Source organism: Cupriavidus sp. FW216-B1, from assembly GCF_058789195.1.
Genome location: NZ_JBYTEL010000003.1, coordinates 381,878 through 403,527, shown reverse-complemented (window position 1 = coordinate 403,527; position 21,650 = coordinate 381,878). Strand labels below are relative to the sequence as shown.

Here is a 21,650-nt window from a genome sequence, read left to right as displayed (position 1 = left end):
ATTGATGGAGAGACCGATGTCCACATCCCCCGACCAGGCCGCCGGCGCCGAGGCCCCGCACCAGGATCACCGCGCCTTCGAGGCGTTCGGCATGCGCGAAGTCAATGGCGACGACATCGACGCCGCCATCGCCGCGGCCGGCGACAAGCTGGTCTGCGTGTTCTTCTGGGGCGTGGACTGCTTCAATTGCGAGATGGCGAAGAAGGCCATGCTGGCCAATCCCGAGCCGGTGCGCGCGCTCGACCTGCACTGGCTGCACGCCAACGTCTACGCGCACCCGGAGCTGGGCCGGCGCTTCGGCCTGCACGGCATCCCGGTGTTCATGTTCTTCCACAAGGGCAAGAAGCTGGGCCGCGCCACCGGTTGGCACGGCCACGGCCAGTTCGCCGCGGCGGTGGGCAACGCCCGCCTCAAGGCCGGCGGCAAGCCGCTGGCCGGCTGAGCGCCGGCGGCGCTAGCGCGACAGCGCGTAGCCGAGGCGGAACTGCCACGGCAGCTTGCGGTTGTAGTCCAGCAGGCTCTCGCCGTAGCCGATGAAATAACCGGCCATCAGGTAGCCCGCCGTGCCCGGAACCAGCCGCGCGAGCGGGTAGGTCACGGCCGCGTCCACGCTGCCGTAGTACTTCTGCGTGCCCTTGCGCAGGGTGGCGGCGAACTCCCACGAATCCGCCTTGCCGTAGGCCAGCTTGAGATCCATGTAGCCTCGGTAGCTGGCGATGTTGGTGTTGTCGCTCTTCTCCACGTAGTAGTACAGCTTGGGCGACGCGCTCCAGTGCCAGTCGGTCAGGTCGCCCAGGTAGAGGGTCGGCCTGACGAACACGGTATTGATGCTGCGCGAGCGGTCGCCGTCGAGGCCGTTCGATTCATGCTCCAGCCCCGCCGCCACCGACAGCCGGCTGATGGCGCGGTTGTGCACGCCGGTATCCGACAGGTAATAGAACAGGCTCGGCCGGTAGTTGGTGTCGCGGAACGGGTGCGAGTCTGAGGCCAGGTCCCACAGCGAGAACTGCGTATAGCCGAAATACAGGTTGTCGAGCAGACTGCGCGAGTTCGGGTTCTCGCCCTGGAACACGCGGAACTTGAAGCTGAGCTGGAACTTGGCATTGGCGCCGCCGTGCCCGCCGGCCATGAAATACATCGGTTCGTGGAAGGTCAGGCGGCCCTGGTCGCGCAGGTCGGCCTGCACCGGCGCGGGCTCGGCCGCCGCGGCTACCGGCACGACCGGCACCACGGGCGCCGGCGCCGGGGCGCGGCCGTCGTCGGCCGGTGCCAGCGAGGTGGCCACGGCGGCCGCGGGTGCTGGGGCCGCCGTGGCCGGGGCCGCCGGCGCGTTCGCCGGGCCGGGCGCGCGGTTCAGCGTGACCAGCACCGGCGCGGCGTCGATGTCGACCGCGTCGAGCCGCACCAGGCCGCGCAGCGTGGGCGGCACGGTCGCGCTGTATTCGATGATGCGGTGCTCGCCCTGGCGCAGCCGGACCGTGGCGGGGCCGGGCGTGGCGCGCTCCATGTGCAGGCGCACCGGCGCCTGCAGGTCGGCCGAAGCCACCACCTCGATGGTCTGCGGCACCAGGAACGCGCGGTTGGCCTTGTCGGCGCTGACCAGCAGCGTGAGGGTCAGCGGCCGGGTGCCGTCGACCACCTTGGGCGGCTGCAGCAGCGCGATGGCGGCGCGGCCCTGGAGCGGCCAGGCCGCCGCCAGCATCAGCGAGAACAGAAGGGCGGGCGCGGCCGGTGCGGGCCGGCGCCGGTGCGCGCCGGAGCCGGCGGCCCGGGCTTTGCGCGAGAAAGGCGGCATGGGATGAAGGCGGCCTGCGTTCCCTGACTCCGGGGGGCGGGTGACGCATGCGCGGCGGGTGATTGCGACGCGGTAGAGCCTATCATGCCCGGCACGCGCAATTTGTGATGATTTGTGCGCCGCCGTTGTCTGCCACCATTCGCCGCCGCCGTTATCCGCCGCGACGGCGGGCGGCGCCGGCCTAGCGCGTGGCGCGGCGCTGGACGGCGGCGATGTATTGCTCGCCGTCGGGCGGCAGGCCGCTGCGCTGTGCCTGCCACAGCATTTCGCCCAGGCATTCCATGACCTGGTGATGGGCCTCGTGCGGCGAGTCCAGGCGCCGCGCCAGCGCCTCGTAGGCGCCGCGGATGCCGGGCGGCTGGTCGATCGAGACCTGTTCGGCGATCGACAGGTGCATGGCCAGGTGCAGGAAGGGGTTGGTCTGGCCGCCTTCGGGCGTGTAGTCCTGGCCCAGCGCGCCCTCGGTGTCGGCGAGCAGGTCCTGGTATTCGGGATGCTCGCCGATCCAGTCGACGGCAATGGCTTCGAGCGGGGTGAGGACGCTGCCGGCGCGCTGCTTCTGCCAGGCTTCGCAGAAAAAACGGCGGACTTCTTCGCGGGAGGGATTGAACATGGTGGCGCCATTGTAAACGAGCGCGGATGGCGCCGCAGGGCGCCTGCCGGGCGTTTCCGCCCAGGTGCCGCCATGTCCGCTTGCCGCGCCTGCGCCGCCGCCTCCGCGCGGGCGCAACAGAAGGTGCGGCAAAAGATGCAACAGAATTGAATCGTCCGCTCAAATCGCTTGCAGAGGGAAAGCGCGGTCTTCGCTACAATCCGGCTCTTACCTCCTCCTCCTCCTCCTCCTTCTCCCGCTCAGGAACCGACGCATGAAACCGATCGACCAGGCCGCCATCGCCCAACTGTTCACCGATGCCCGCACCCACAACGTCTGGCAGGACCGCCAGGTGGACGATGCCGTGCTCCACCAGATCTACGAGGCGATGAAGTTCGGCCCGACCGCCGCCAACGGCTCGCCGGCCCGCATCGTCTTCGTCAGGAGCGCCGCGGAAAAGGCCCGCCTGGTCGAATGCGTCTCGGCCGGCAACACGGAGAAGACCCGCTCGGCGCCGGTGACGGCCATCATCGCGTTCGACAACGCCTTCCACGACCAGCTGCCCAAGCTGTTCCCGCATGCCGACGCGCGCGCGTGGTATGCCGGCCAGCCGGAAAAGATCGCGCGTGACGCGCTCATGAACGGTTCGCTGCAGGGCGGCTATTTCATCCTGGCCGCGCGCGCGCTCGGCCTCGACTGTGGCCCGATGGCCGGCTTCGACGCCGCCAAGGTGAACGCCGCCTTCTTCCCCGACGGCAAGTGGTCGGTCAACTTCCTGTGCAACCTGGGCTACGGCGAGGCGGACAAGCTGTTCCCGCGCGGCCCGCGCCTGTCGTTCGACGAGGCCTGCCGCATCGTCTGAGGCCGGCGTTCCGGTCCGCGGCAAGAAGCAAAGGCCCCCGCGGGGGCCTTTCTGCATTGCGGGCGCCGCTCGGATGCCGCTTGGGCGCCGTTCAGATGCTGGGCGCCTCGGTCTTCTCGCGGAACTCGCACAGCGGCTCGATCGCGCAGTGCCAGCACTCGGGCTTGCGCGCCTTGCAGACGTAGCGCCCGTGCAGGATCAGCCAGTGGTGCGCGTCGTGCAGGAATTCCTGCGGCACCACCTTGAGCAGCTTGTGCTCCACCACCTGCACGTTCTTGCCCGGCGCCAGCCCGGTGCGGTTGGCCACGCGGAAGATGTGCGTGTCGACGGCGATGGTGGCCTCGCCGAAGGCGGTGTTGAGCACCACGTTGGCGGTCTTGCGGCCCACGCCCGGCAGCGCTTCCAGCGCCGCGCGGTCGCGCGGCACCTCGCCGCCGTACTGCTCGGCCAGGATGCGGCAGGTCGCCATGACGTGCCTGGCCTTGGTCTTGTAGAGGCCGATGGTCTTGATGTACCCGATCAGCCCTTCCTCGCCGAGGTCGAGGATCTGCTGCGGCGTGTGCGCGACCGGGTAGAGCTTGCGGGTGGCCTTGTTCACGCCCACGTCGGTGGCCTGCGCCGACAGCAGCACGGCGATCAGCAGCTCGAACGGCGAGCTGTATTCCAGTTCGGTGGCCGGGGCCGGATTGACTTCGCGCAGTGTTTCGAACAGGGCGCGGCACTTGGCGGCGTTCATTCGTCCTTGTGGGCTGGGTTGGTGTCGGGTGCGGGGCCGGCCGGGTCCGGCGCGGCGAGGCCGGCCCTGGCGCGGCGCGCCTCGGCGGCGTCGATCTGGGCCTGCACGGCGGGCGCGACGTTTTCCGTGTTGCGCGGCTTGACGGCCTGCTGCTTGAGGCGCGCGCGCTCGATGGCGGCCTGGATGATGGCCTGCTTGCGCGCCTGGGCCTGGCGTTCTTCCTCGCTCTGCGCGGTCTCGGCCTGCAGCGCCTCGAGCTTGGCGGCGGCCTTGGCGGCCAGGCGGGCGTCGTTTTCCTCCCGCTCGCGCACCAGCCGGGCGCGGCGCGCCACGTAGCGCGCGCGGGCCTCGTCGGCTTGCGCCTGCGACCACGCGGCCCAGCCGGTGCGCCCGGGCGTGACAGGGATCATGGCGATGCAGTCGACCGGGCAGGGCGCCACGCACAGGTCGCAGCCGGTGCACCAGTCGGCCAGCACGGTGTGCATCTGCTTGGGCGCGCCCACGATGGCGTCGACCGGGCAGGCCTGGATGCACAGCGTGCAGCCGATGCACAGGCTTTCGTCGATGCGGGCCACCGCGCGCGCCTGCTCGGTGCCACATGCCGGGTCCAGCGCCGGCGCCGGCGCGCCGAGCAGCGCGGCCAGGCGGCCGATGCCTTCGGCGCCGCCGGGCGGGCAGCGGTTGCAGTCGGCCTCGCCGGCGGCCAGGGCTTCGGCGTAGGGGCGGCAGCCGTCGAAGCCGCACTTGGTGCACTGGGTCTGCGGCAGCAGGGCTTCGAGCCGGTCGGCGAGGGTTTGCGGAATGGCAGTCACAGCGGCATTTGCGGGTTTGCGGGGACGGCGGGGCGCCGTTCTCTTGTCCGGCCGGTGGCCCGGCCCGCCGGAACGGCTGCGCGGCAGGGATTATCCCCGATTTCGTTGCGGCGCAGAAACGCGCGATGATGCGGCGCAGCTCCGCGGGGCTGGGCGCCTGCCACCCTATGCCATAATCCCGCGCAACGATTCTTCAGCCGTCGCATGCAAAACGAAACCAGAACGAAGCGGGACCCAGAGGGTACGCGCCGCCGTATTCTCGACGCGGCGACCGAGGAATTCTCCAAGGGCGGCCTGGCCGGCGCGCGCGTCGACCAGATCGCGCGGCGCGCCGAGACCAACGAGCGCATGCTGTATTACTACTACGGCAGCAAGGAGGGCTTGTTCCTCGCCGTGCTGGAGCGCCAGTACGCGGAATTCCGCGCCGCCGAGGAGCAACTGCACATCGTCGACGAAGACCCGGTGGCCGCGGTGCGCACGCTGGCCCGCTTCGTCTGGGACTGGTATTACCGCAACCCGGAGTTCATCCGCCTGGTCAACAGCGAGAACCTGCACGAGGCGCGCCACCTGAAGAAGTCCACGCAGCTGCACCAGCTGGTCAACCCGATCGTCAACGTGCTGGCCGACATCGTCAAGCGCGGCCAGCGCCAGGGCGTGTTCCGCGACGACGTGGACGTGCCGCAGCTCTACCTGACGATCTCGGCGCTGGGCTACTACCTGCTGTCCAACCGCTACACCATCAGCGCGGTGATCGGCCGCGACGTGGCCTCGCAGGACGAGCACGCGCGCTTTGCCGAGCTGCACACCGACATGCTGCTGTCCTACCTGGAAAAGCGCTGAGGCCCGCCGCCGCGCGCGTCACCGCATGAAAAAACGCCCGCATCCGATGCGGGCGTTTTGCCTTCTTGCCGCCGGTGCGCCGGCGGCGGTTCAGCGGGATCAGCGGTACTTCAGGATGAAGTCGCGCAGCTCGGGGTAGATGTCCTGGCGCCAGCGGCGGCCGGAGAAGATCCCGTAGTGGCCGCACTTGGGCGCCACGATATGCTGCTTGCGCGTCTTGGCGATGCCGGCGCACAGCTCGTGCGCGGCGGCGGTCTGGCCGGCGCCCGAGATGTCGTCCAGCTCGCCCTCGATGGTCAGCAGCGCGGTGCCCTTGATGTCCTGCGGGCGCACCGCCTCGCCGTCGATTTCCCAGGTGCCGTTGGCCAGGCGGAATTCCTGGAAGACCTCGCGGATGGTGTCCAGGTAGTACTCGGCCGCCATGTCGAGCACGGCGTTGTATTCGTCGTAGAAGCGCACGTGGGCTTCGGCGTCGTCGGAGTCGCCCTCGACCAGGCTCAGGTAGTAGTCGTAGTGCGAGGACAGGTGGCGGTCCGGGTTCATCGCCACGAAGCCGGCGTGCTGCAGGAAGCCGGGATAGACCTTGCGGCCGTGGCCCGGGTAGTTCGCCGGCACGGTGTAGATCACGTTGTTCTCGAACCACTCGTACGACTTGTTGGTCGCCAGCGAATTGACCGCGGTGGGGCTGCGGCGCGCGTCGATCGGGCCGCCCATCATGGTCATGGTCCTGGGCGTCTTCTCGCCGGCCGAGGCCAGCAGCGAGATCGCCGCGAGCACCGGCACGGTCGGCTGGCAGACCGAGATCACGTGCAGGTTGTCCGCGCCGATATGGCGGATGAAGTCCTGGATGTAGTGGATGTAGTCGGCCAGGTGGAACGGGCCGTGCTCGACCGGCACCATGCGCGCGTCGAGCCAGTCGGTCACGTAGACCTTGTGGTCCTGCAGCAGCGTGCGCACGGTGTCGCGCAGCAGCGTGGCGTGGTGGCCCGAGAGCGGCGCGCACACCAGTACCACCGGCTCGTCCTTGAGCAGCTTGATGGTTTCGGGGTCGTCGGCATAGCGCTTGAAGCGCACCAGCCTGCAGAACGGCTTCTCGACGATGGTCTGCTCGACGATCGGGATCTCGCGGCCGTTGGAGCGGACCGACTTGATGTCGAACGACGGCTTCTCGTATTCCTTGCCGAGCCGGTACAGCAGCTCGTAGCCGGCGGCCAGGCGGGTGGCGCCGGGGACCAGGGAGAGCGGGCTGAGGGGATTGGTGAAGGTCTTGGCCGTGGCCTGCGCCCACGCGGTCAGCGGGTGCAGCATCGAGCGCTGGAACTCATGCAGCTGGTAAAGCATGACGGATACCTATCAGGCTGGGGGGCGAAGCGGGAATTCAACGCCTTGACGTTATAAATGTGATGAAACCACGATTCATGCTGCTCACGTTGCCAACGTGTTACCGACTGCGGTGGATTATGCGCGTTTGCGAACGATCGTGCGATGCAGCATATACCCTAAGGTACGCCCGCACCGGAAAAAGACAATAGGACAAAGCCGGTACCGCTCCATTACAGATCGGAAAAGATCGTAAAAAATTGAGTCCGGGCGCGAAAAAGGCGACCGAAGTCGCCTTTTCATCGCTTTTTGCCGCGAATTACAGCACGGCCGCGATCGCGTCGACCACCGCGTCGATGTTGCGGCTGTTCAGCGCGGCCACGCAGATGCGGCCGGTGCCGACCGCGTAGATGCCGTGCTCGGTGCGCAGGCGGTCGACCTGGGCCGAGGTCAGGCCCGAGTACGAGAACATGCCGCGCTGGGCCTTGACGAAGGAGAAGTCGCCCGGCACGCCCTTGGCGGCCAGCTTGTCCACCAGCGCGTGGCGCATCAGCTTGATGCGGTCGCGCATCTCGCCCAGTTCCTGCTCCCACATGGCGCGCAGTTCCGGGCTGTTCAGCACGGTCGCCACCACGGTGCCGCCGTGCGTGGGCGGGTTGGAGTAGTTGGTGCGGATCACGCGCTTGACCTGCGACAGCACGCGCTGCGCTTCTTCCTTGCCGGTGGTCACGATGGACAGCGCGCCGACGCGCTCGCCGTACAGCGAGAAGCTCTTCGAGAACGAGCTCGAGACGAAGAACGGCAGGCCCGACTCGGCGAACAGGCGCACCGCGGCGCCGTCCGGCTCGATGCCCTCGGCGAAGCCCTGGTAGGCCATGTCGAGGAACGGGATCAGGTTGCGTTCCTTGACCAGCTCCACCACCTGCTTCCACTGCGCGGGCGACAGGTCGACGCCGGTCGGGTTGTGGCAGCACGCGTGCAGCACCACGATGGTGTTGGCCGGGTAGGACTTGAGCGACTCGACCATGCCGGCGAAGTTCAGGCCGTGGCTGGGCGCGTCGTAGTAGGCATAGTTGACCACGGGGAAGCCGGCCGCCTCGAACAGGGCGCGGTGGTTTTCCCAGCTCGGGTCGCTGATGGCGACCTTGGCGTCCGGGTACAGGCGCTTGAGGAAGTCGGCGCCGATCTTCAGCGCGCCGGTGCCGCCCAGTGCCTGCGCCGTTACCACGCGGCCTTCGGTGATGAGCGGCGATTCCTTGCCGAACAGCAGCGTCTGCACGGCCTGGTCGTAGGCAGCGATGCCTTCGATGGGCAGGTAGCCGCGCGGCGTCGCGGTGGCCAGGCGGGCTTTCTCGGCTTCCTGCACGGCGCGCAGCAGGGGGATTTTCCCTTCGTCGGTGAAGTACACGCCGACACCCAGATTGACCTTGGTGGCACGGGTATCGGCATTGAAGGCTTCATTCAGGCCCAGGATCGGGTCGCGCGGGGCCATCTCGACGGCAGAAAACAAACTCATTTGGGATCTCGTGGTCAGCTATGTAACAAAACGGGAGGGCGTAGAATGCTCCGGACTGCGCTGGAGAGTGCGGCGGCCCCCATCTTGATACCTGGCCGCCAACCCCAAGATTCTAGCGTATCCATCCGTTTTCCTGAGGTTTTCCCTTACTTTTCCGCTACCAGCCCTATGTCGAATCTTGTTGAAGTCGCGCCCGCGCTGGACGAAGAGAAGTTCGCGACCTTTCCCGGCTCCCCGTTCCAGCTCTACCAGCCCTATCCGGCCGCCGGCGACCAGCCCGAGGCGATCCGCCAGCTGGTGGAGGGCGTGGAGGACGGCCTCTCGTTCCAGACCCTGCTGGGCGTGACCGGCTCGGGCAAGACCTTCACGATGGCCAACGTGATCGCCCGCCTGGGCCGCCCGGCCATCGTGTTCGCCCCCAACAAGACGCTGGCGGCGCAGCTGTACTCGGAATTCCGCGAGTTCTTCCCGCGCAACGCGGTCGAGTATTTCGTCAGCTACTACGACTACTACCAGCCCGAAGCCTACGTGCCGCAGCGCGACCTGTTCATCGAGAAGGATTCCTCGATCAACGAGCACATCGAGCAGATGCGGCTGTCGGCCACCAAGAGCCTGCTGGAGCGGCGCGACACCATCATCGTGGCCACGGTCTCGGCCATCTACGGCATCGGCAATCCGTCCGAGTACCACAAGATGATCCTGACGCTGCGCGCGGGCGACAAGATCAGCCAGCGCGACGTGATCGCGCGCCTGATCGCCATGCAGTACACGCGCAACGAGACCGACTTCCAGCGCGGCACCTTTCGCGTGCGCGGCGACACGCTCGACATCTTCCCGGCCGAGCACGCCGAGCTGGCGGTGCGCGTCGACATGTTCGACGACGAGATCGACTCGCTCCAGTTCTTCGACCCGCTCACCGGGCGCGTGCGCCAGAAGATCCCGCGCTTCACGGTCTATCCGTCGAGCCACTACGTGACCCCGCGCGAGACCGTGCTGCGCGCGATCGAGGACATCAAGGTCGAGCTGCGCGAGCGGCTCGATTTCTTCTACAAGGAGAACCGGCTGGTGGAGGCGCAGCGGCTCGAGCAGCGCTCGCGCTTCGACCTCGAAATGCTGTCCGAGCTCGGTTTCTGCAAGGGCATCGAGAACTACTCGCGGCATCTGTCCGGTGCCCGGCCCGGCGAGCCGCCGCCCACGCTGGTCGACTACCTGCCGCCCGACGCCCTGATGTTCCTCGACGAGTCGCACGTGCTGATCGGCCAGTTCAACGGCATGTACAACGGCGACAAGGCGCGCAAGACCACGCTGGTGGAATACGGCTTCCGCCTGCCGTCGGCGCTCGACAACCGCCCGCTCAAGTTCGAGGAATTCGAGCGCAAGATGCGCCAGGTGATGTTCGTCTCGGCCACGCCGTCCAACTACGAGAACGAGCACGCGGGCCAGGTGGTGGAGCAGGTGGTGCGGCCGACCGGGCTGGTCGACCCGATCATCCACGTGCGCCCGGCCACCACGCAGGTGGACGACCTGCTGTCCGAGATTCACGCCAAGGTCGAGATCGGCGAGCGCGTGCTGGTGACCACGCTGACCAAGCGCATGGCCGAGCAGCTCACCGAGTTCCTGACCGAGAACGGCGTCAAGGTGCGCTACCTGCATTCGGACATCGACACCGTCGAGCGCGTGGAGATCATCCGCGACCTGCGCCTGGGCACCTTCGACGTGCTGGTCGGCATCAACCTGCTGCGCGAGGGGCTGGACATTCCCGAGGTGTCGCTGGTGGCGATCCTCGACGCCGACAAGGAAGGCTTTCTGCGCGCCGAGCGCTCGCTGATCCAGACCATCGGCCGCGCCGCGCGCAACGTCAACGGCACGGCGATCCTGTACGCCGACCGCATGACCGATTCGATGAAGCGCGCCATCGGCGAGACCGAGCGCCGCCGCGCCCGGCAGATCGCCTTCAACGAGGCCAACGGCATCGTGCCGCGCGGCGTGGTCAAGCGCATCAAGGACATCATCGACGGCGTCTACGACCCGGGCGAGGTCAAGGCCGAGCTGCTGGCCGCCGAGGAGCGCGCGCGCTACGAGGACATGAGCGAGAAGCAGGTCGCCAGGGAGATCAAGCGGCTCGAGAAGCAGATGTTCGAGCACGCCAAGAACCTCGAGTTCGAGCAGGCCGGCCAGGTGCGCGACCAGCTCGCCAAGCTCAAGCGCCAGGTGTTCGGCGCCAGCGGCGACGGCGAGCACCTGCCGCCCGCCGCGGCGGCTTCCTGAGGCGTCTCGCCGCCCCGCTCACCGTCTATAGTTGGAATCCCGGACGGTGATGAAGAGGTGCGTCATGGTCAAGTTCGCGCTGTGGGTTCCGCTGCATGCGAAGCCCGGCAAGGAAAAGGAAGTCGAGGCGTTCCTGCTCGGCGGGCTGCCGCTGGTGCAGGCCGAAACCGGCACCACGGCCTGGTTCGCGCTCAAGCTCGGGCCGTCCACGTACGGCATCTTCGATGCCTTCGCGGACGAGGCCGGGCGCGACGCCCATCTCTCCGGCAAGGTGGCCGAGGCCCTCATGGCGAAAGCGCCGGACCTGTTCGCCGATCCGCCGTCGATCAACAAGCTGGACGTGCTGGCGGCCAAGCTGCCCTGAGCGCGCGGCTCCAGGGCCGCGCCGCGCCGGGCTAGCTCTTGGGCGGCAGCGTGCGCAGGCGCTTGTTGACTTCCAGCAGCGTCTCGCACGCATCGGCGTCGGCCGCGCGGCGCTTGCCGATGTAGTCCGCGATGGCGCGCAGCGGTTCCTGCTGCGCCGCGCAGGCGGTGGCGTCGGCCGGGATCGAGGCGGGTGCCACGCAGGCCTTGCCGAGTTCTTCTTCCAGGCTGCGCTCGATGACGGCCAGCATGTTGGCGCAGCCGGCCACGGCGGCCGCGTTGCCGGCCGCCGTGGCGGCTTCGGCGGAAGGCTCGGCGCGCGCGGGGCCCGCGCACAAGAGAGCGCCGCACAGGAGCGCGCCGCACAGCAAGGCGCCGGAGGCGGGGAGGGGGCTGAAGCGATGGTTCACCGCCGGCATTATGCGGGTGGAGGAACCGTTGCGTCACCTTTTTTGCTTTTCTTGCGCCGCCGCCGGTTCGCTGCCGCCGCCGTTTTTTTGCCGCTTCTTCGCTGCTTTTCCGCCGCCGCCGCGCAGCCTGGCCGGCGCCGGGCCGCGCGCCGCGGGCCGCCCGGCCCGATCCGGCACGCCACGCGGGCCTGTCGCCGCGGGCGGGTAAAATCCGCTCTCCGCGCGCCGGGCGCCGACCGATCAGGAGGCTGGATTCAGCATGCCGACAAAGACATTCTCGATTCTCATGTGCTGCATGGGCAATATCTGCCGTTCGCCGACCGCCGAGGGCGTGCTGCGCGCCAAGCTGCGCGCGGCCGGCATGGACGGCGCGGTCGAGCTCGATTCCGCCGGCACGCACGGCTACCACGTCGGCCGCGCGCCGGACACGCGCGCGCAGCGCCATGCGCTGGCGCGCGGCTACGATCTCTCCGCGCAGCGCGCGCGCCTGGCCACGTCGGCCGATTTCGCGCGCTTCGACCTCGTGCTGGCGATGGACCGCGACAACCTGCAGGCGCTCGGCGCGCTGTGCCCGCCCGGCAGCCGCGACCGGCTGCGTCTGCTGATGAGCTTCGCCTGCCGGCACGACGCCGACGAGGTGCCGGATCCGTACTACGGCGAGGGCGACGGTTTCGAGCGCGTGCTCGACTACGTGGAGGACGCCTGCGACGGCGTGGTCGCCATGCTGCGCGCCAGGGGCCTGGACGCGGCGGGCTGAGGCGCGTGCGCGGCTTGCGTGGCATGCACGAATTGCCCGGCAAGTGCGCCGGCCGTTTTTCCCATTTTCACGAGGTGCCATGTTCCGTTCCCTGTTCCGCAAATGGCGCGAGTCGCGCAATGCCAGCCTGCAACTCGACGCGATCCTGGCCGCCGCGGATCCGGAGGCGCCGCTGGCGGACCGCAACGGCTGGCTGATCGAGCTGGGCTACTGGATCCGGCGCGACGGCCTGCCCGGCGCCGAGGGCGTGGCGGCCGACAACAGCCGCAAGAGCCGGCGCGAGCACGTGCGGCTGCGCTACCTGCTGCAGGTGCTGGGGCGCAATCCGGAGATGGCCGCGCGCGTGGCGCGCACGGTGCGCTCGCTGGTACGCGACAACGACCCGACCGCCTTGCTGTGCGACACCGGCGTGGCCTCCCATCCGGGCTTCTGGGGCGAGATGCTGGACCGCCTGCAGGCGCGTGTCCTGCCGCCGCCGCCCAACCGCGGCGACCTCGCCGGCCTGTTCGCGCTGCTGTTCATCGACGACAACGACGCCGACTGGGTCGAGTCGCTCGACGCCGACCTGCTCGAGCGGCTGGCGGCCATGCTGCGCGCGGGCGAGGAGCCGGCGGGCGAGGCCGCCGGCGCCGCGCCGCCCGAATGGGACCGCTTCGACCGCACGCTCGCCACCAGCATCCAGGTGCTGGTCAGCCAGGTGCGCGCCACCGGCCTGAGCCAGTCGATCCGCTCGCGCCTCAAGGGGCGCGTGCAGGACACGCCGTTCTTCCGCCTCGACAGCGCCATCGAGGCCTTGTGCGAGGACGACGCGGCCGGCGGCGAGGCCTTCGCGCACCGCCTGAACTATTTCCGCGCGCTGCTCGACGGCTGCCACCAGGCGGCGCAGCGCGTCTACGACGACCTGGAGGAGAACGGCGTCTCGGTCGAGGTGGTGTTCCAGATCGAGCGCATGAAGGTGCGGCTGGCGCGCATCGAGCTGCTGCTGGCGACCTGGGTCGAGCCGCAGCGTCCGGGCCGCCACGCGCACCTGATCGCCGCGCTGATCCGCTCCACGCAGGCGCGCCGCAGCATCGCCCACCTGGCCGGCTCGTCGTTCTCGCAGCTCGCGCGCAAGGTGGTCGAGCGCTCGGCCGAGAGCGGCGAGCACTACATCACGCGCGACCGCCGCGAATACCGCGAGCTGATGCGCGCGGCGGCCGGCGGCGGCCTGATCACGGCGGCCACGGTCTATCTCAAGTTCCTGATCTACGGGCTGCACCTGGACAAGTTCGCCGAGGGCCTGCTGGCCTCGTTCAACTATGCCGGCAGCTTCCTGGTGATCCACTTCGCGCATTTCACGCTGGCCACCAAGCAGCCCGCCATGACCGGCCCGGCGCTGGCGCACCGGCTCGACGCGGCGGGCAAGCCGGAAGGGCGCGAGGCGTTCGTCGACGACACCATCGCCATGATCCGCTCCAACGCCGCCGCCATCTTCGGCAACCTGGCCCTGGTGTTCCCGGTGGCGCTCGGCATCCAGTGGCTGGCCAACCGCGTCCTCGGCGCCAACCTGATCACGCCGGCCAAGGCGATCGACACCATCGGATCGTTCTCCATCCTCGGCCCCACGCCGCTGTACGCGATCTTCACCGGCGTGCTGCTGTGGCTGTCGAGCCTGGTGGCGGGCTGGGCCGACAACTGGTTCGCGCTGCACAAGGTGCACGACGTGATGGCCTACAACCGCCGCCTGCGCTACGTGCTGGGCGCGGCCGGCGCCATGCGCCTGGCGGATTTCTGCAAGCGCAACATGTCCGGCATCGCGGCCAACGTGTCGCTGGGCCTGCTGCTCGGGCTGGGGCCGGAGATCCTGAGCTTCTTCGGGCCGCACATGGAGGTGCGCCACGTCACGCTGTCGACCGGCGCGGTGGGCGCGGCGATCGGCGTGCTGGGCTTCGACGCGCTGCGCATGCCGGCGCTATGGCTGGCGGTGGCGGGGATCGCGCTGATGGGGCTGCTGAACGTGGCGGTGAGCTTCGCGCTGGCGTTCAACATGGCGTTGCGGTCACGCAGCCTGCGGCGCGTCGACCGGCGCGCGGTGGTGTCGGCCGTGCGGCGGCGCATCCTGAAGCACCCGTGGTCGCTGATCGTCCCGCCGCGCACGGCCGGGCAGGCCGTGCCGGCCGGCGAGGAGCGCGCCTGAGGCGGCGTTGATGCAATGCAGTAGGGGTACTTGACTGAATTAGTCGGGATCTTTATACTCGACCAAAATGATCAAGTATTCCCCGGCATCATGAGACTGACTACCAAAGGCCGCTTCGCGGTAACCGCCATGATCGACCTGGCCATGCGCCAGGATCAGGGCCCCGTTACGCTGGCCGGTATCAGCCAGCGCCAGAAAATCTCCCTGTCCTACCTGGAACAGCTGTTCGGCAAGCTGCGCCGCCACGAGATCGTGGAGAGCGTGCGCGGCCCGGGCGGCGGCTACAGCCTCGCGCGCAAGGCCGAGGACGTCACGGTTGCCGACATCATCATCGCCGTCGACGAGCCGCTGGACGCCACGCAATGCGGCGGCAAGGGCAATTGTAACGGAGATGAAGGAAACGGGCGCTGCATGACCCACGAGCTGTGGGCCACGCTGAACCAGAAGATGGTCGAGTACCTCGACTCCGTTTCCCTGAAGAACCTGGTCGACCAGCAGCGCGCCAAGTGCCCGACGGTGCTGCACGACATGCGCGAGGATGCCGCCGCGCACGCCGTGGCCACGCCGCGCGCGGTCCCCGAAAAGGAAAAGCCCGCGCGCCCGCGGGTGGTGAATTCGGTCTTCAGCCTGGCCCAGTCATAAGCGAGCACCCGGCCGGACAGATCAACTTCAAGCATTGCGGTCCCAAACAAAGGCAGTCATAACGATGAGCACCCCACATTTCCCCATCTACATGGATTACTCGGCCACCACCCCGGTGGACCCGCGCGTTGCCGACAAGATGATCCCGTACCTGCGCGAGCAGTTCGGCAATCCGGCGTCGCGCAGCCACGCCTACGGCTGGGACGCCGAGCGCGCGGTGGAAGAGGCGCGCGAGCAGGTGGCCGCGCTGGTGGGCGCCGATCCGCGCGAGATCGTCTGGACCTCGGGCGCGACCGAGTCGAACAACCTCGCCATCAAGGGCGCGGCGCATTTCTACTCGGGCAAGGGCAAGCACATCATCACGGTCAAGACCGAGCACAAGGCCGTGCTCGACACCACCCGCGAGCTGGAACGCCAGGGCTTCGAGGTGACCTACCTCGACGTGCAGGACAACGGCCTGGTCGACATCGACGTGTTCAAGGCGGCGCTCCGCCCGGACACCATCCTGGTCTCGGTGATGCTGGTCAACAACGAGATCGGCGTGATCCAGGACGTCGAGCAGATCGGCGAGATCTGCCGCGCCAAGGGCATCATCTTCCATTGCGACGCGGCCCAGGCCACCGGCAAGGTCGCCATCGACCTGAACACGCTCAAGTGCGACCTGATGTCGTTCTCGGCCCACAAGACCTACGGCCCCAAGGGCATCGGCGCGCTGTACGTGCGCCGCAAGCCGCGCGTGCGCATCGAGGCGCAGATGCACGGCGGCGGCCACGAGCGCGGCATGCGCTCGGGCACGCTGGCCACGCACCAGATCGTCGGCATGGGTGAAGCCTTCCGCATCGCCCGCGAGGAAATGGCCACCGAGAACGAGCGCATCCGCATGCTGCGCGACCGCCTGTGGCGCGGCCTGTCGGGCATGGAAGAGGTTTACCTGAACGGCGACATGGAGCGCCGCGTGCCCCACAACCTGAACGTCAGCTTCAACTTCGTCGAAGGCGAGTCGCTGATCATGGCCATCAAGGACGTGGCCGTGTCGTCGGGCTCGGCCTGCACCTCGGCTTCGCTGGAGCCGTCCTACGTGCTGCGCGCGCTGGGCCGCAACGACGAGCTGGCGCACAGCTCGATCCGCTTCACGGTGGGCCGCTTCACCACCGAGGCGGAAGTCGACTACACCGTCGAGCTGCTCAAGAGCAAGATCGCCAAGCTGCGCGACCTGTCGCCGCTGTGGGAGATGTTCAAGGACGGCGTGGACCTGAATTCCATCCAGTGGGCCGCGCACTGAGCGCCGAGGCCCCCAGCAAGACCCCATAAATACGCAAGAGGTAGCCAAAATGTCATACAGCAACAAGGTTCTCGACCACTATGAAAACCCCCGCAACGTGGGTTCGTTCGACAAGAACGACGACGCTGTGGGCACCGGCATGGTCGGCGCGCCGGCTTGCGGCGACGTGATGAAGCTGCAGATCAAGGTCAACGAGGCCGGCGTGATCGAAGACGCCAAGTTCAAGACCTACGGCTGCGGCTCGGCCATCGCCTCGTCGTCGCTGGTGACCGAATGGGTCAAGGGCAAGACCGTGGACCAGGCGCTGGAGATCAAGAACACGCACATCGCCGAGGAACTGGCGCTGCCGCCGGTGAAGATCCACTGCTCGATCCTGGCCGAGGACGCCATCAAGGCCGCGGTCGAGGACTACAAGAAGAAGCACGTGGGCGCAGCCGAGCAGCAGGCCGCCTGAGTTCAACGCAAGGGATGACGCAGCGATGATCACGCTTACCGAGAAGGCCGCCAAGCACGTGGCGCGCTACCTGGACCGCCGCGGCAAGGGCGTTGGCCTGCGCCTGGGGGTCAAGACCACCGGCTGCTCGGGCCTGGCCTACAAGCTGGAATATGTCGACGACCTGCAGCCGGAGGACAGCGTGTTCGAGTCGCACGGCATCAAGGTGATCGTCGATCCCAAGAGCCTGCCGTACATCGACGGCACCGAGCTCGACTTCGCGCGCGAAGGCCTGAACGAGGGGTTCCGCTTCAACAACCCCAACGTCAAGGACGAGTGCGGCTGCGGAGAGTCGTTCCGGGTCTGAGCGTCCGCCGGGCGGCAGGCGTGGCGCGCGGCGGCGCCGGTTTCCATCGGGACGGCGAACACCGCGGGTGGCCGGGCTCGATTGCGGTCATGGCGCATGCGCCATGACCCGCCCTGGCGATGCGGCCGCGGACCGCGCCCGAACGCGCGCTACGGATCGGCGTCCCGCCGGATTGCCTGACGCGCGACCGCGGCGAGCCGCCGGCCGGGCGGGCAGTCCCGCCGAGGGGTTTGCCTGCGTCTGCCTTTGCCGCCGTTTTCCGCGACGCGGGACAGGGCCGGGAAGACCACGAACGGCAAGCTGACCTCGTCAGCAGCCTGGGGCGGCGCAGCCGCTCTTTTTTGTTTGGGGAAGGTGTTGAAAGACGACTATTTCGCGCTGTTCGGCCTGCCGGCCACCTACACGGTGGATGAAGCCGCGCTGGACACCGCCTACCGCACCGTGCAGTCGCAGGCGCACCCGGACCGCTTCGCCAACGCCGGCGATGCCGAGCGCCGCGTCGCCATGCAGTGGGCCGCGCATGCCAACGAGGCCTACCGCACGCTGCGCCAGCCGCTCAAGCGCGCGATCTACCTGCTGTCGCTGCGCGGCGTGGACATCCAGGCCGAGAGCAACACCGCGATGGCGCCCGCGTTCCTGATGCAGCAGATGGAATGGCGCGAGGCGCTGCAGGAAGCGGTGGCCGGGCGGGACGTGGCGCGCCTCGACGCGCTGCTGCGCGAACTGCGCGGCGAGAAGCGCGAGCGCCACGCGGCGCTCGGCGCGCTGCTCGATGCCGGCGACGATGCCGCCGCCGGCGGCGCGGCCAGGCAATTGATGTTTATCGAGAAGATCGAACACGATACCAGCGAAGCGATCGACCGCCTGGAAGACTAGCCCGGCCGCCGGGCAGGTTCGCCCCGGCCATGCCACAATGGCGCCCCGGCGCGGGCCGCATCGCTGCAAGCGGTGATGCCCGCCACCGCACGAATAAAGACGATTCATCATGGCACTGCTCCAGATCTCCGAACCCGGCATGTCGCCGGCTCCCCACCAGAAGCGGCTCGCGGTCGGCATCGACCTCGGCACGACCAACTCGCTGGTGGCGGCGGTTCGCAACAGCATTCCCGAAGTCCTGACCGACGAAAGCGGCCGCGCGCTGCTGCCGTCCGTGGTGCGCTACCTGCCCGGCAAGGGCACGCAGATCGGCTACCGCGCGCAGGACGAAGCGGTGCACGACCCCAAGAACACCATCGTCTCGGTCAAGCGCTTCATGGGCCGCGGCCTGCGCGACGTGACGCACATCGAGCACAGCCCCTACGATTTCGTCGACGCGCCCGGCATGGTGCAGATCAAGACCGCGGCCGGCGTGAAGAGCCCCGTGGAGATCTCGGCCGAGATCCTCGCCACGCTGCGCCAGCGCGCCGAGGATTCGCTCGGCGACGAGCTGGTCGGCGCCGTCATCACGGTGCCCGCGTACTTCGACGACGCCCAGCGCCAGGCCACCAAGGACGCGGCGCAACTGGCCGGCCTGGAAGTGCTGCGCCTGCTCAACGAGCCGACCGCGGCGGCCATCGCCTACGGCCTGGACAACGCCTCCGAAGGCATCTACGCGGTCTATGACCTCGGCGGCGGCACCTTCGACATCTCCATCCTCAAGCTCACCAAGGGCGTGTTCGAAGTCATGGCCACCGGCGGCGATTCCGCGCTCGGCGGCGACGACTTCGACCAGCGCGTGATGTGCTGGATCGTCGAGCAGGCTGGCCTGCAGCCGCTTTCGGCCGAAGACATGCGCCTGCTGCAGGTACGCGCCCGCGCCGCCAAGGAAGCGCTGTCGGCGGCCGACGCCACCGTGATCGACGCCGTGCTCAACAGCGGCGAGATCGTGCACCTGACGCTCACCGCGGCGGCCTTCGTCGAGATGACCGCGCCGCTGGTGCAGAAGACCCTGGCGCCGGTGCGCAAGGCGCTGCGCGACGCCGGCGTGGCCGCCGACGAGGTCAAGGGCGTGGTGCTGGTCGGCGGCGCCACGCGCACGCCTTCGATCCGCAAGGCGGTGGGCGAGTTCTTCGGCCAGCCGCCGCTGACCAACCTCGACCCGGACAAGGTGGTGGCGCTCGGCGCCGCCATGCAGGCCAACCTGCTGGCCGGCAACGGCGCGCCCGGCGAGGACTGGCTGCTGCTGGACGTGATCCCGCTCTCGCTGGGCGTGGAGACGATGGGCGGCCTGGTCGAGAAGATCATCCCGCGCAACAGCACCATCCCGGTGGCGCGCGCGCAGGAATTCACCACCTTCAAGGACGGCCAGACCGCGATGGCCATCCACGTGCTGCAGGGCGAGCGCGAGCTGGCGGCGGACTGCCGCTCGCTGGCGCGCTTCGAGCTGCGCGGCATCCCGCCGATGGTGGCGGGCGCGGCGCGCATCCGCGTGACCTACCAGGTCGACGCCGACGGCCTGCTGTCGGTCTTCGCGCGCGAGACGCAGTCGGGCGTGGAGGCCACCATCACCGTCAAGCCGTCCTACGGGCTGGCCGACGACGAGATCGCCCGCATGCTGCAGGACAGCTTCCGCGAAGCCGAGCACGACATGAAGAGCCGCGCCCTGGCCGAGGAGCGCGTGGAAGCCGCGCGCCTGGTCGAGGCCACCAGCCGCGCGCTCGAGACCGACGGCGAACTGCTCTCGGCCGACGAGCGCGCCGCCGTGGAGCGGCTGATCCAGGCGGTCGGCGACGTGGCCGCGGGCCAGGACCACCACGCCATCAAGGCCGCCGTGGAGGCGCTTTCCCGCGGCACCGACGAATTCGCCGCACGCCGCATGGACCGCTCGATCAAGAGCGCGCTGGCGGGCCGCAAGGTGCAGGACCTGGGCTGATCCCCGAGGCCGCGCCGTATCCATATCCAGGACAACCCATGCCACAGATCATCGTATTGCCCCACGTCGAACTCTGCCCGGAGGGCGCCGTGTTCGAAGCCGAGGCGGGCACCAGCATCTGCGATGCCTTGCTCAACAACGGCATCGAGATCGAGCACGCCTGCGAAAAGTCGTGCGCCTGCACCACCTGCCACGTGATCGTGCGCGAGGGCTTCGACTCGCTCGAGGACGCGGAGGAAAAGGAAGAGGACCTGCTCGACAAGGCCTGGGGCCTCGAGCCCAATTCGCGGCTCTCGTGCCAGGCGCTGGTCGCCGACGGCGACCTCACCGTGCAGATCCCGAAGTACACGATCAACCATGCCAAGGAAGAGCACTGAGCGCCCGCCGCGCGCCCCTGCCGCCTTCACGACCCGACCGGAGAGAGAGAGCCCATGAAGTGGACCGACACCTACGACATCGCCGCCGCGCTGTACGACAAGTACCCCGACGTCGATCCCGCCGCGATCCGTTTCACCGACCTGCACCGCTGGGTCATGGAGCTCGATGGCTTCGCCGACCTGCCCGACCGCTCGGGCGAGAAGATCCTGGAAGCGATCCAGGCCGCGTGGATCGAGGAAGCGGCGTAGGAAGTCGTTTCAAAAAGACCCTGGCGTCGCTGCGCTGCGCGGCAAGTTACTGGTTGTACTGTCTGCGGCCGCGCCCTTGCAGGGCGCATGCGCGCTGGCAGGCGCGCACCGCTGCGTGATCCGAGTTCCCTGCTTCGCCCTGGCCAGGATCGCTTCGCTTCATCTTGAAACAACTTCCAGGCCGCGAGGCAGGCAGGCTGGCAGCAGGTAAAGGGCCAAGGAAAAACGGGCGCGCGCGCCCGTTTTTCTTTGGCCGCCGGCACTGTGTCCGTCTCAGGCGGGGGCCAGCCCGCCGTCCTGCAGCCGGACCCGCTCGCCGACCTGCACGCCGGGATCGGCATGGTAGGTGAAGGTGCGGTGCGTGCCGTTGTCCATCTGCACGCGGACCTGGTAGCTGGTGTCCTTGCGCACGCTCTTCTCGATCTGGTTGCCGGCGAAGCCGCCACCCACGGCGCCGGCCACGGTGCCGAGGATGCGGCCGTTGCCGCGGCCGATCTGGTTGCCCAGCAGGCCGCCGACCACGGCGCCGCCCACCGCGCCGAGGCCCGTGGCCGGCTTGGCGGTCTCGACCGGCGTGATGGCCACTACGCGGCCGAGGCTGGCGCTGGGTGGCGCGGACTGGCGCTGCGCATACGCGCCGTTGTCGGCGCGCCGGGGCGGCTGGGCCTGCGCGGCCGGCGCAGCGGGGGCGGCAGCTTGCGCCGGCGCCGGATTCATGGCCTCGGGAGGTCGCGTGGTGCTGCCCGGCACGGGCTGCTGCGGCTGCTGGCTGGCCGCGGCATTTTCCGCGGCGATCTGCGCGGTCAGCGACTGCGGCGCACCGGGCGCGGCCTTGCCGAGCGGCAGCACGCCGGTCATGGCGGCCACCGCCGTCAGGCTGGCGATCACGATGGCCACGGCCGCGGCGCCCACGAGCGGATGCAGGCGGCGTTGCGCGGGCAGCGCCGGCGCGGTGGATTCGCTGGACGGGTTCAGGGTCGGATTCGGCATGTCGTTTTCCTT

General features: G+C 68.8%; 23 protein-coding genes. 15 read left to right on the top strand and 8 right to left on the bottom strand.

What is annotated here, in order from left to right:
• Positions 1-16: 16 nt before the first annotated feature.
• Positions 17-442, top strand: coding sequence for a thioredoxin family protein (locus AC3WXD_RS11525; RefSeq protein WP_020201416.1), 426 nt, complete (start codon positions 17-19; stop codon positions 440-442).
• A gap of 12 nt (positions 443-454) precedes the next feature.
• Here the strand turns inward: AC3WXD_RS11525 and AC3WXD_RS11520 are convergent, their stop codons facing one another.
• Positions 455-1,795: a phospholipase A gene (locus AC3WXD_RS11520; RefSeq protein ID WP_020201417.1), complete on the bottom strand. Its 1,341-nt coding sequence runs from the start codon at positions 1,793-1,795 to the stop codon at positions 455-457.
• 181 nt (positions 1,796-1,976) lie between these two features.
• Positions 1,977-2,408 carry a DUF1841 family protein gene (locus AC3WXD_RS11515; protein WP_020201418.1) on the bottom strand — a complete coding sequence of 144 codons (432 nt, stop codon included), beginning with the start codon at positions 2,406-2,408 and terminating at the stop codon, positions 1,977-1,979.
• Positions 2,409-2,661: 253 nt separating this feature from the next.
• On the opposite strand from AC3WXD_RS11515, the gene AC3WXD_RS11510 reads away from it, so the two are divergent.
• Complete coding sequence (locus AC3WXD_RS11510; protein ID WP_020201419.1) at positions 2,662-3,249, top strand: malonic semialdehyde reductase; 588 nt, start codon at positions 2,662-2,664, stop codon at positions 3,247-3,249.
• Positions 3,250-3,340: 91 nt separating this feature from the next.
• Here the strand turns inward: AC3WXD_RS11510 and nth are convergent, their stop codons facing one another.
• The gene (gene nth, locus AC3WXD_RS11505) at positions 3,341-3,985 is read right to left on the bottom strand and encodes an endonuclease III (RefSeq protein ID WP_020201420.1); all 645 of its coding nucleotides are present in this window, start codon (positions 3,983-3,985) and stop codon (positions 3,341-3,343) included.
• The gene (rsxB, locus tag AC3WXD_RS11500; RefSeq protein WP_454731237.1) at positions 3,982-4,797 is read right to left on the bottom strand and encodes an electron transport complex subunit RsxB; all 816 of its coding nucleotides are present in this window, start codon (positions 4,795-4,797) and stop codon (positions 3,982-3,984) included. The genes nth and rsxB overlap by 4 nt, the downstream gene beginning before the upstream one ends.
• A 204-nt stretch (positions 4,798-5,001) precedes the next feature.
• Between rsxB and AC3WXD_RS11495 the strand changes: the two genes are divergently transcribed.
• Complete coding sequence (locus AC3WXD_RS11495) at positions 5,002-5,637, top strand: TetR/AcrR family transcriptional regulator (RefSeq protein WP_492323740.1); 636 nt, start codon at positions 5,002-5,004, stop codon at positions 5,635-5,637.
• A gap of 99 nt (positions 5,638-5,736) precedes the next feature.
• On the opposite strand, the gene AC3WXD_RS11490 is transcribed toward AC3WXD_RS11495, so the two are convergent.
• Positions 5,737-6,978, bottom strand: coding sequence for a polyhydroxyalkanoate depolymerase (locus AC3WXD_RS11490; RefSeq protein ID WP_020201423.1), 1,242 nt, complete (start codon positions 6,976-6,978; stop codon positions 5,737-5,739).
• 298 nt (positions 6,979-7,276) lie between these two features.
• A complete protein-coding gene (locus AC3WXD_RS11485; protein WP_492323739.1) occupies positions 7,277-8,473 on the bottom strand; it encodes an amino acid aminotransferase in 1,197 nt (398 codons plus the stop codon).
• Positions 8,474-8,641: 168 nt separating this feature from the next.
• Here AC3WXD_RS11485 and uvrB point away from each other — a divergent pair, with 168 nt between their 5' ends.
• Both uvrB and AC3WXD_RS11475 read left to right on the top strand, forming a co-directional pair.
• On the top strand, positions 8,642-10,741 hold the full coding sequence (gene uvrB / locus AC3WXD_RS11480; RefSeq protein ID WP_020201425.1) for an excinuclease ABC subunit UvrB: 2,100 nt from the start codon (positions 8,642-8,644) through the stop codon (positions 10,739-10,741).
• A gap of 64 nt (positions 10,742-10,805) precedes the next feature.
• Complete coding sequence (locus tag AC3WXD_RS11475) at positions 10,806-11,105, top strand: putative quinol monooxygenase (RefSeq protein WP_454732455.1); 300 nt, start codon at positions 10,806-10,808, stop codon at positions 11,103-11,105.
• Positions 11,106-11,136: 31 nt separating this feature from the next.
• Here the strand turns inward: AC3WXD_RS11475 and AC3WXD_RS11470 are convergent, their stop codons facing one another.
• Complete coding sequence (locus AC3WXD_RS11470; protein WP_492323738.1) at positions 11,137-11,442, bottom strand: hypothetical protein; 306 nt, start codon at positions 11,440-11,442, stop codon at positions 11,137-11,139.
• A gap of 331 nt (positions 11,443-11,773) precedes the next feature.
• Between AC3WXD_RS11470 and AC3WXD_RS11465 the strand changes: the two genes are divergently transcribed.
• The 10 genes from AC3WXD_RS11465 to iscX all read left to right on the top strand — a co-directional run bounded on the left by AC3WXD_RS11465 (position 11,774) and on the right by iscX (position 20,648).
• Positions 11,774-12,271: a low molecular weight protein-tyrosine-phosphatase gene (locus tag AC3WXD_RS11465; RefSeq protein ID WP_492323737.1), complete on the top strand. Its 498-nt coding sequence runs from the start codon at positions 11,774-11,776 to the stop codon at positions 12,269-12,271.
• A 79-nt stretch (positions 12,272-12,350) separates the two neighbouring features.
• On the top strand, positions 12,351-14,447 hold the full coding sequence (locus AC3WXD_RS11460) for a site-specific recombinase (RefSeq protein ID WP_492323736.1): 2,097 nt from the start codon (positions 12,351-12,353) through the stop codon (positions 14,445-14,447).
• Between the two features lie 90 nt (positions 14,448-14,537).
• Positions 14,538-15,089 carry a Fe-S cluster assembly transcriptional regulator IscR gene (iscR, locus tag AC3WXD_RS11455; protein ID WP_029043269.1) on the top strand — a complete coding sequence of 184 codons (552 nt, stop codon included), beginning with the start codon at positions 14,538-14,540 and terminating at the stop codon, positions 15,087-15,089.
• 58 nt (positions 15,090-15,147) lie between these two features.
• Positions 15,148-16,371 (top strand): IscS subfamily cysteine desulfurase, encoded by a 1,224-nt coding sequence (locus tag AC3WXD_RS11450; RefSeq protein WP_269432163.1) that lies wholly within the window; start codon positions 15,148-15,150, stop codon positions 16,369-16,371.
• Positions 16,372-16,420: 49 nt separating this feature from the next.
• Positions 16,421-16,825 carry a Fe-S cluster assembly scaffold IscU gene (gene iscU / locus AC3WXD_RS11445; protein ID WP_492323735.1) on the top strand — a complete coding sequence of 135 codons (405 nt, stop codon included), beginning with the start codon at positions 16,421-16,423 and terminating at the stop codon, positions 16,823-16,825.
• A gap of 25 nt (positions 16,826-16,850) precedes the next feature.
• Positions 16,851-17,171, top strand: a complete 321-nt coding sequence (gene iscA / locus AC3WXD_RS11440; protein ID WP_020201433.1) for an iron-sulfur cluster assembly protein IscA — start codon at positions 16,851-16,853, stop codon at positions 17,169-17,171.
• Between the two features lie 357 nt (positions 17,172-17,528).
• A complete protein-coding gene (gene hscB / locus AC3WXD_RS11435; RefSeq protein ID WP_059412947.1) occupies positions 17,529-18,047 on the top strand; it encodes a Fe-S protein assembly co-chaperone HscB in 519 nt (172 codons plus the stop codon).
• Between the two features lie 109 nt (positions 18,048-18,156).
• Positions 18,157-20,022: a Fe-S protein assembly chaperone HscA gene (gene hscA, locus AC3WXD_RS11430; RefSeq protein ID WP_020201435.1), complete on the top strand. Its 1,866-nt coding sequence runs from the start codon at positions 18,157-18,159 to the stop codon at positions 20,020-20,022.
• 38 nt (positions 20,023-20,060) lie between these two features.
• Positions 20,061-20,399: an ISC system 2Fe-2S type ferredoxin gene (gene fdx / locus AC3WXD_RS11425; protein WP_020201436.1), complete on the top strand. Its 339-nt coding sequence runs from the start codon at positions 20,061-20,063 to the stop codon at positions 20,397-20,399.
• A 54-nt stretch (positions 20,400-20,453) separates the two neighbouring features.
• On the top strand, positions 20,454-20,648 hold the full coding sequence (gene iscX / locus AC3WXD_RS11420) for a Fe-S cluster assembly protein IscX (RefSeq protein WP_020201437.1): 195 nt from the start codon (positions 20,454-20,456) through the stop codon (positions 20,646-20,648).
• A gap of 273 nt (positions 20,649-20,921) precedes the next feature.
• Here the strand turns inward: iscX and AC3WXD_RS11415 are convergent, their stop codons facing one another.
• Entirely contained in the window at positions 20,922-21,638 is a 717-nt protein-coding gene (locus AC3WXD_RS11415) for a glycine zipper 2TM domain-containing protein (RefSeq protein WP_492323734.1), read from the bottom strand.
• Between the last annotated feature and the right edge of the window lie 12 nt (positions 21,639-21,650).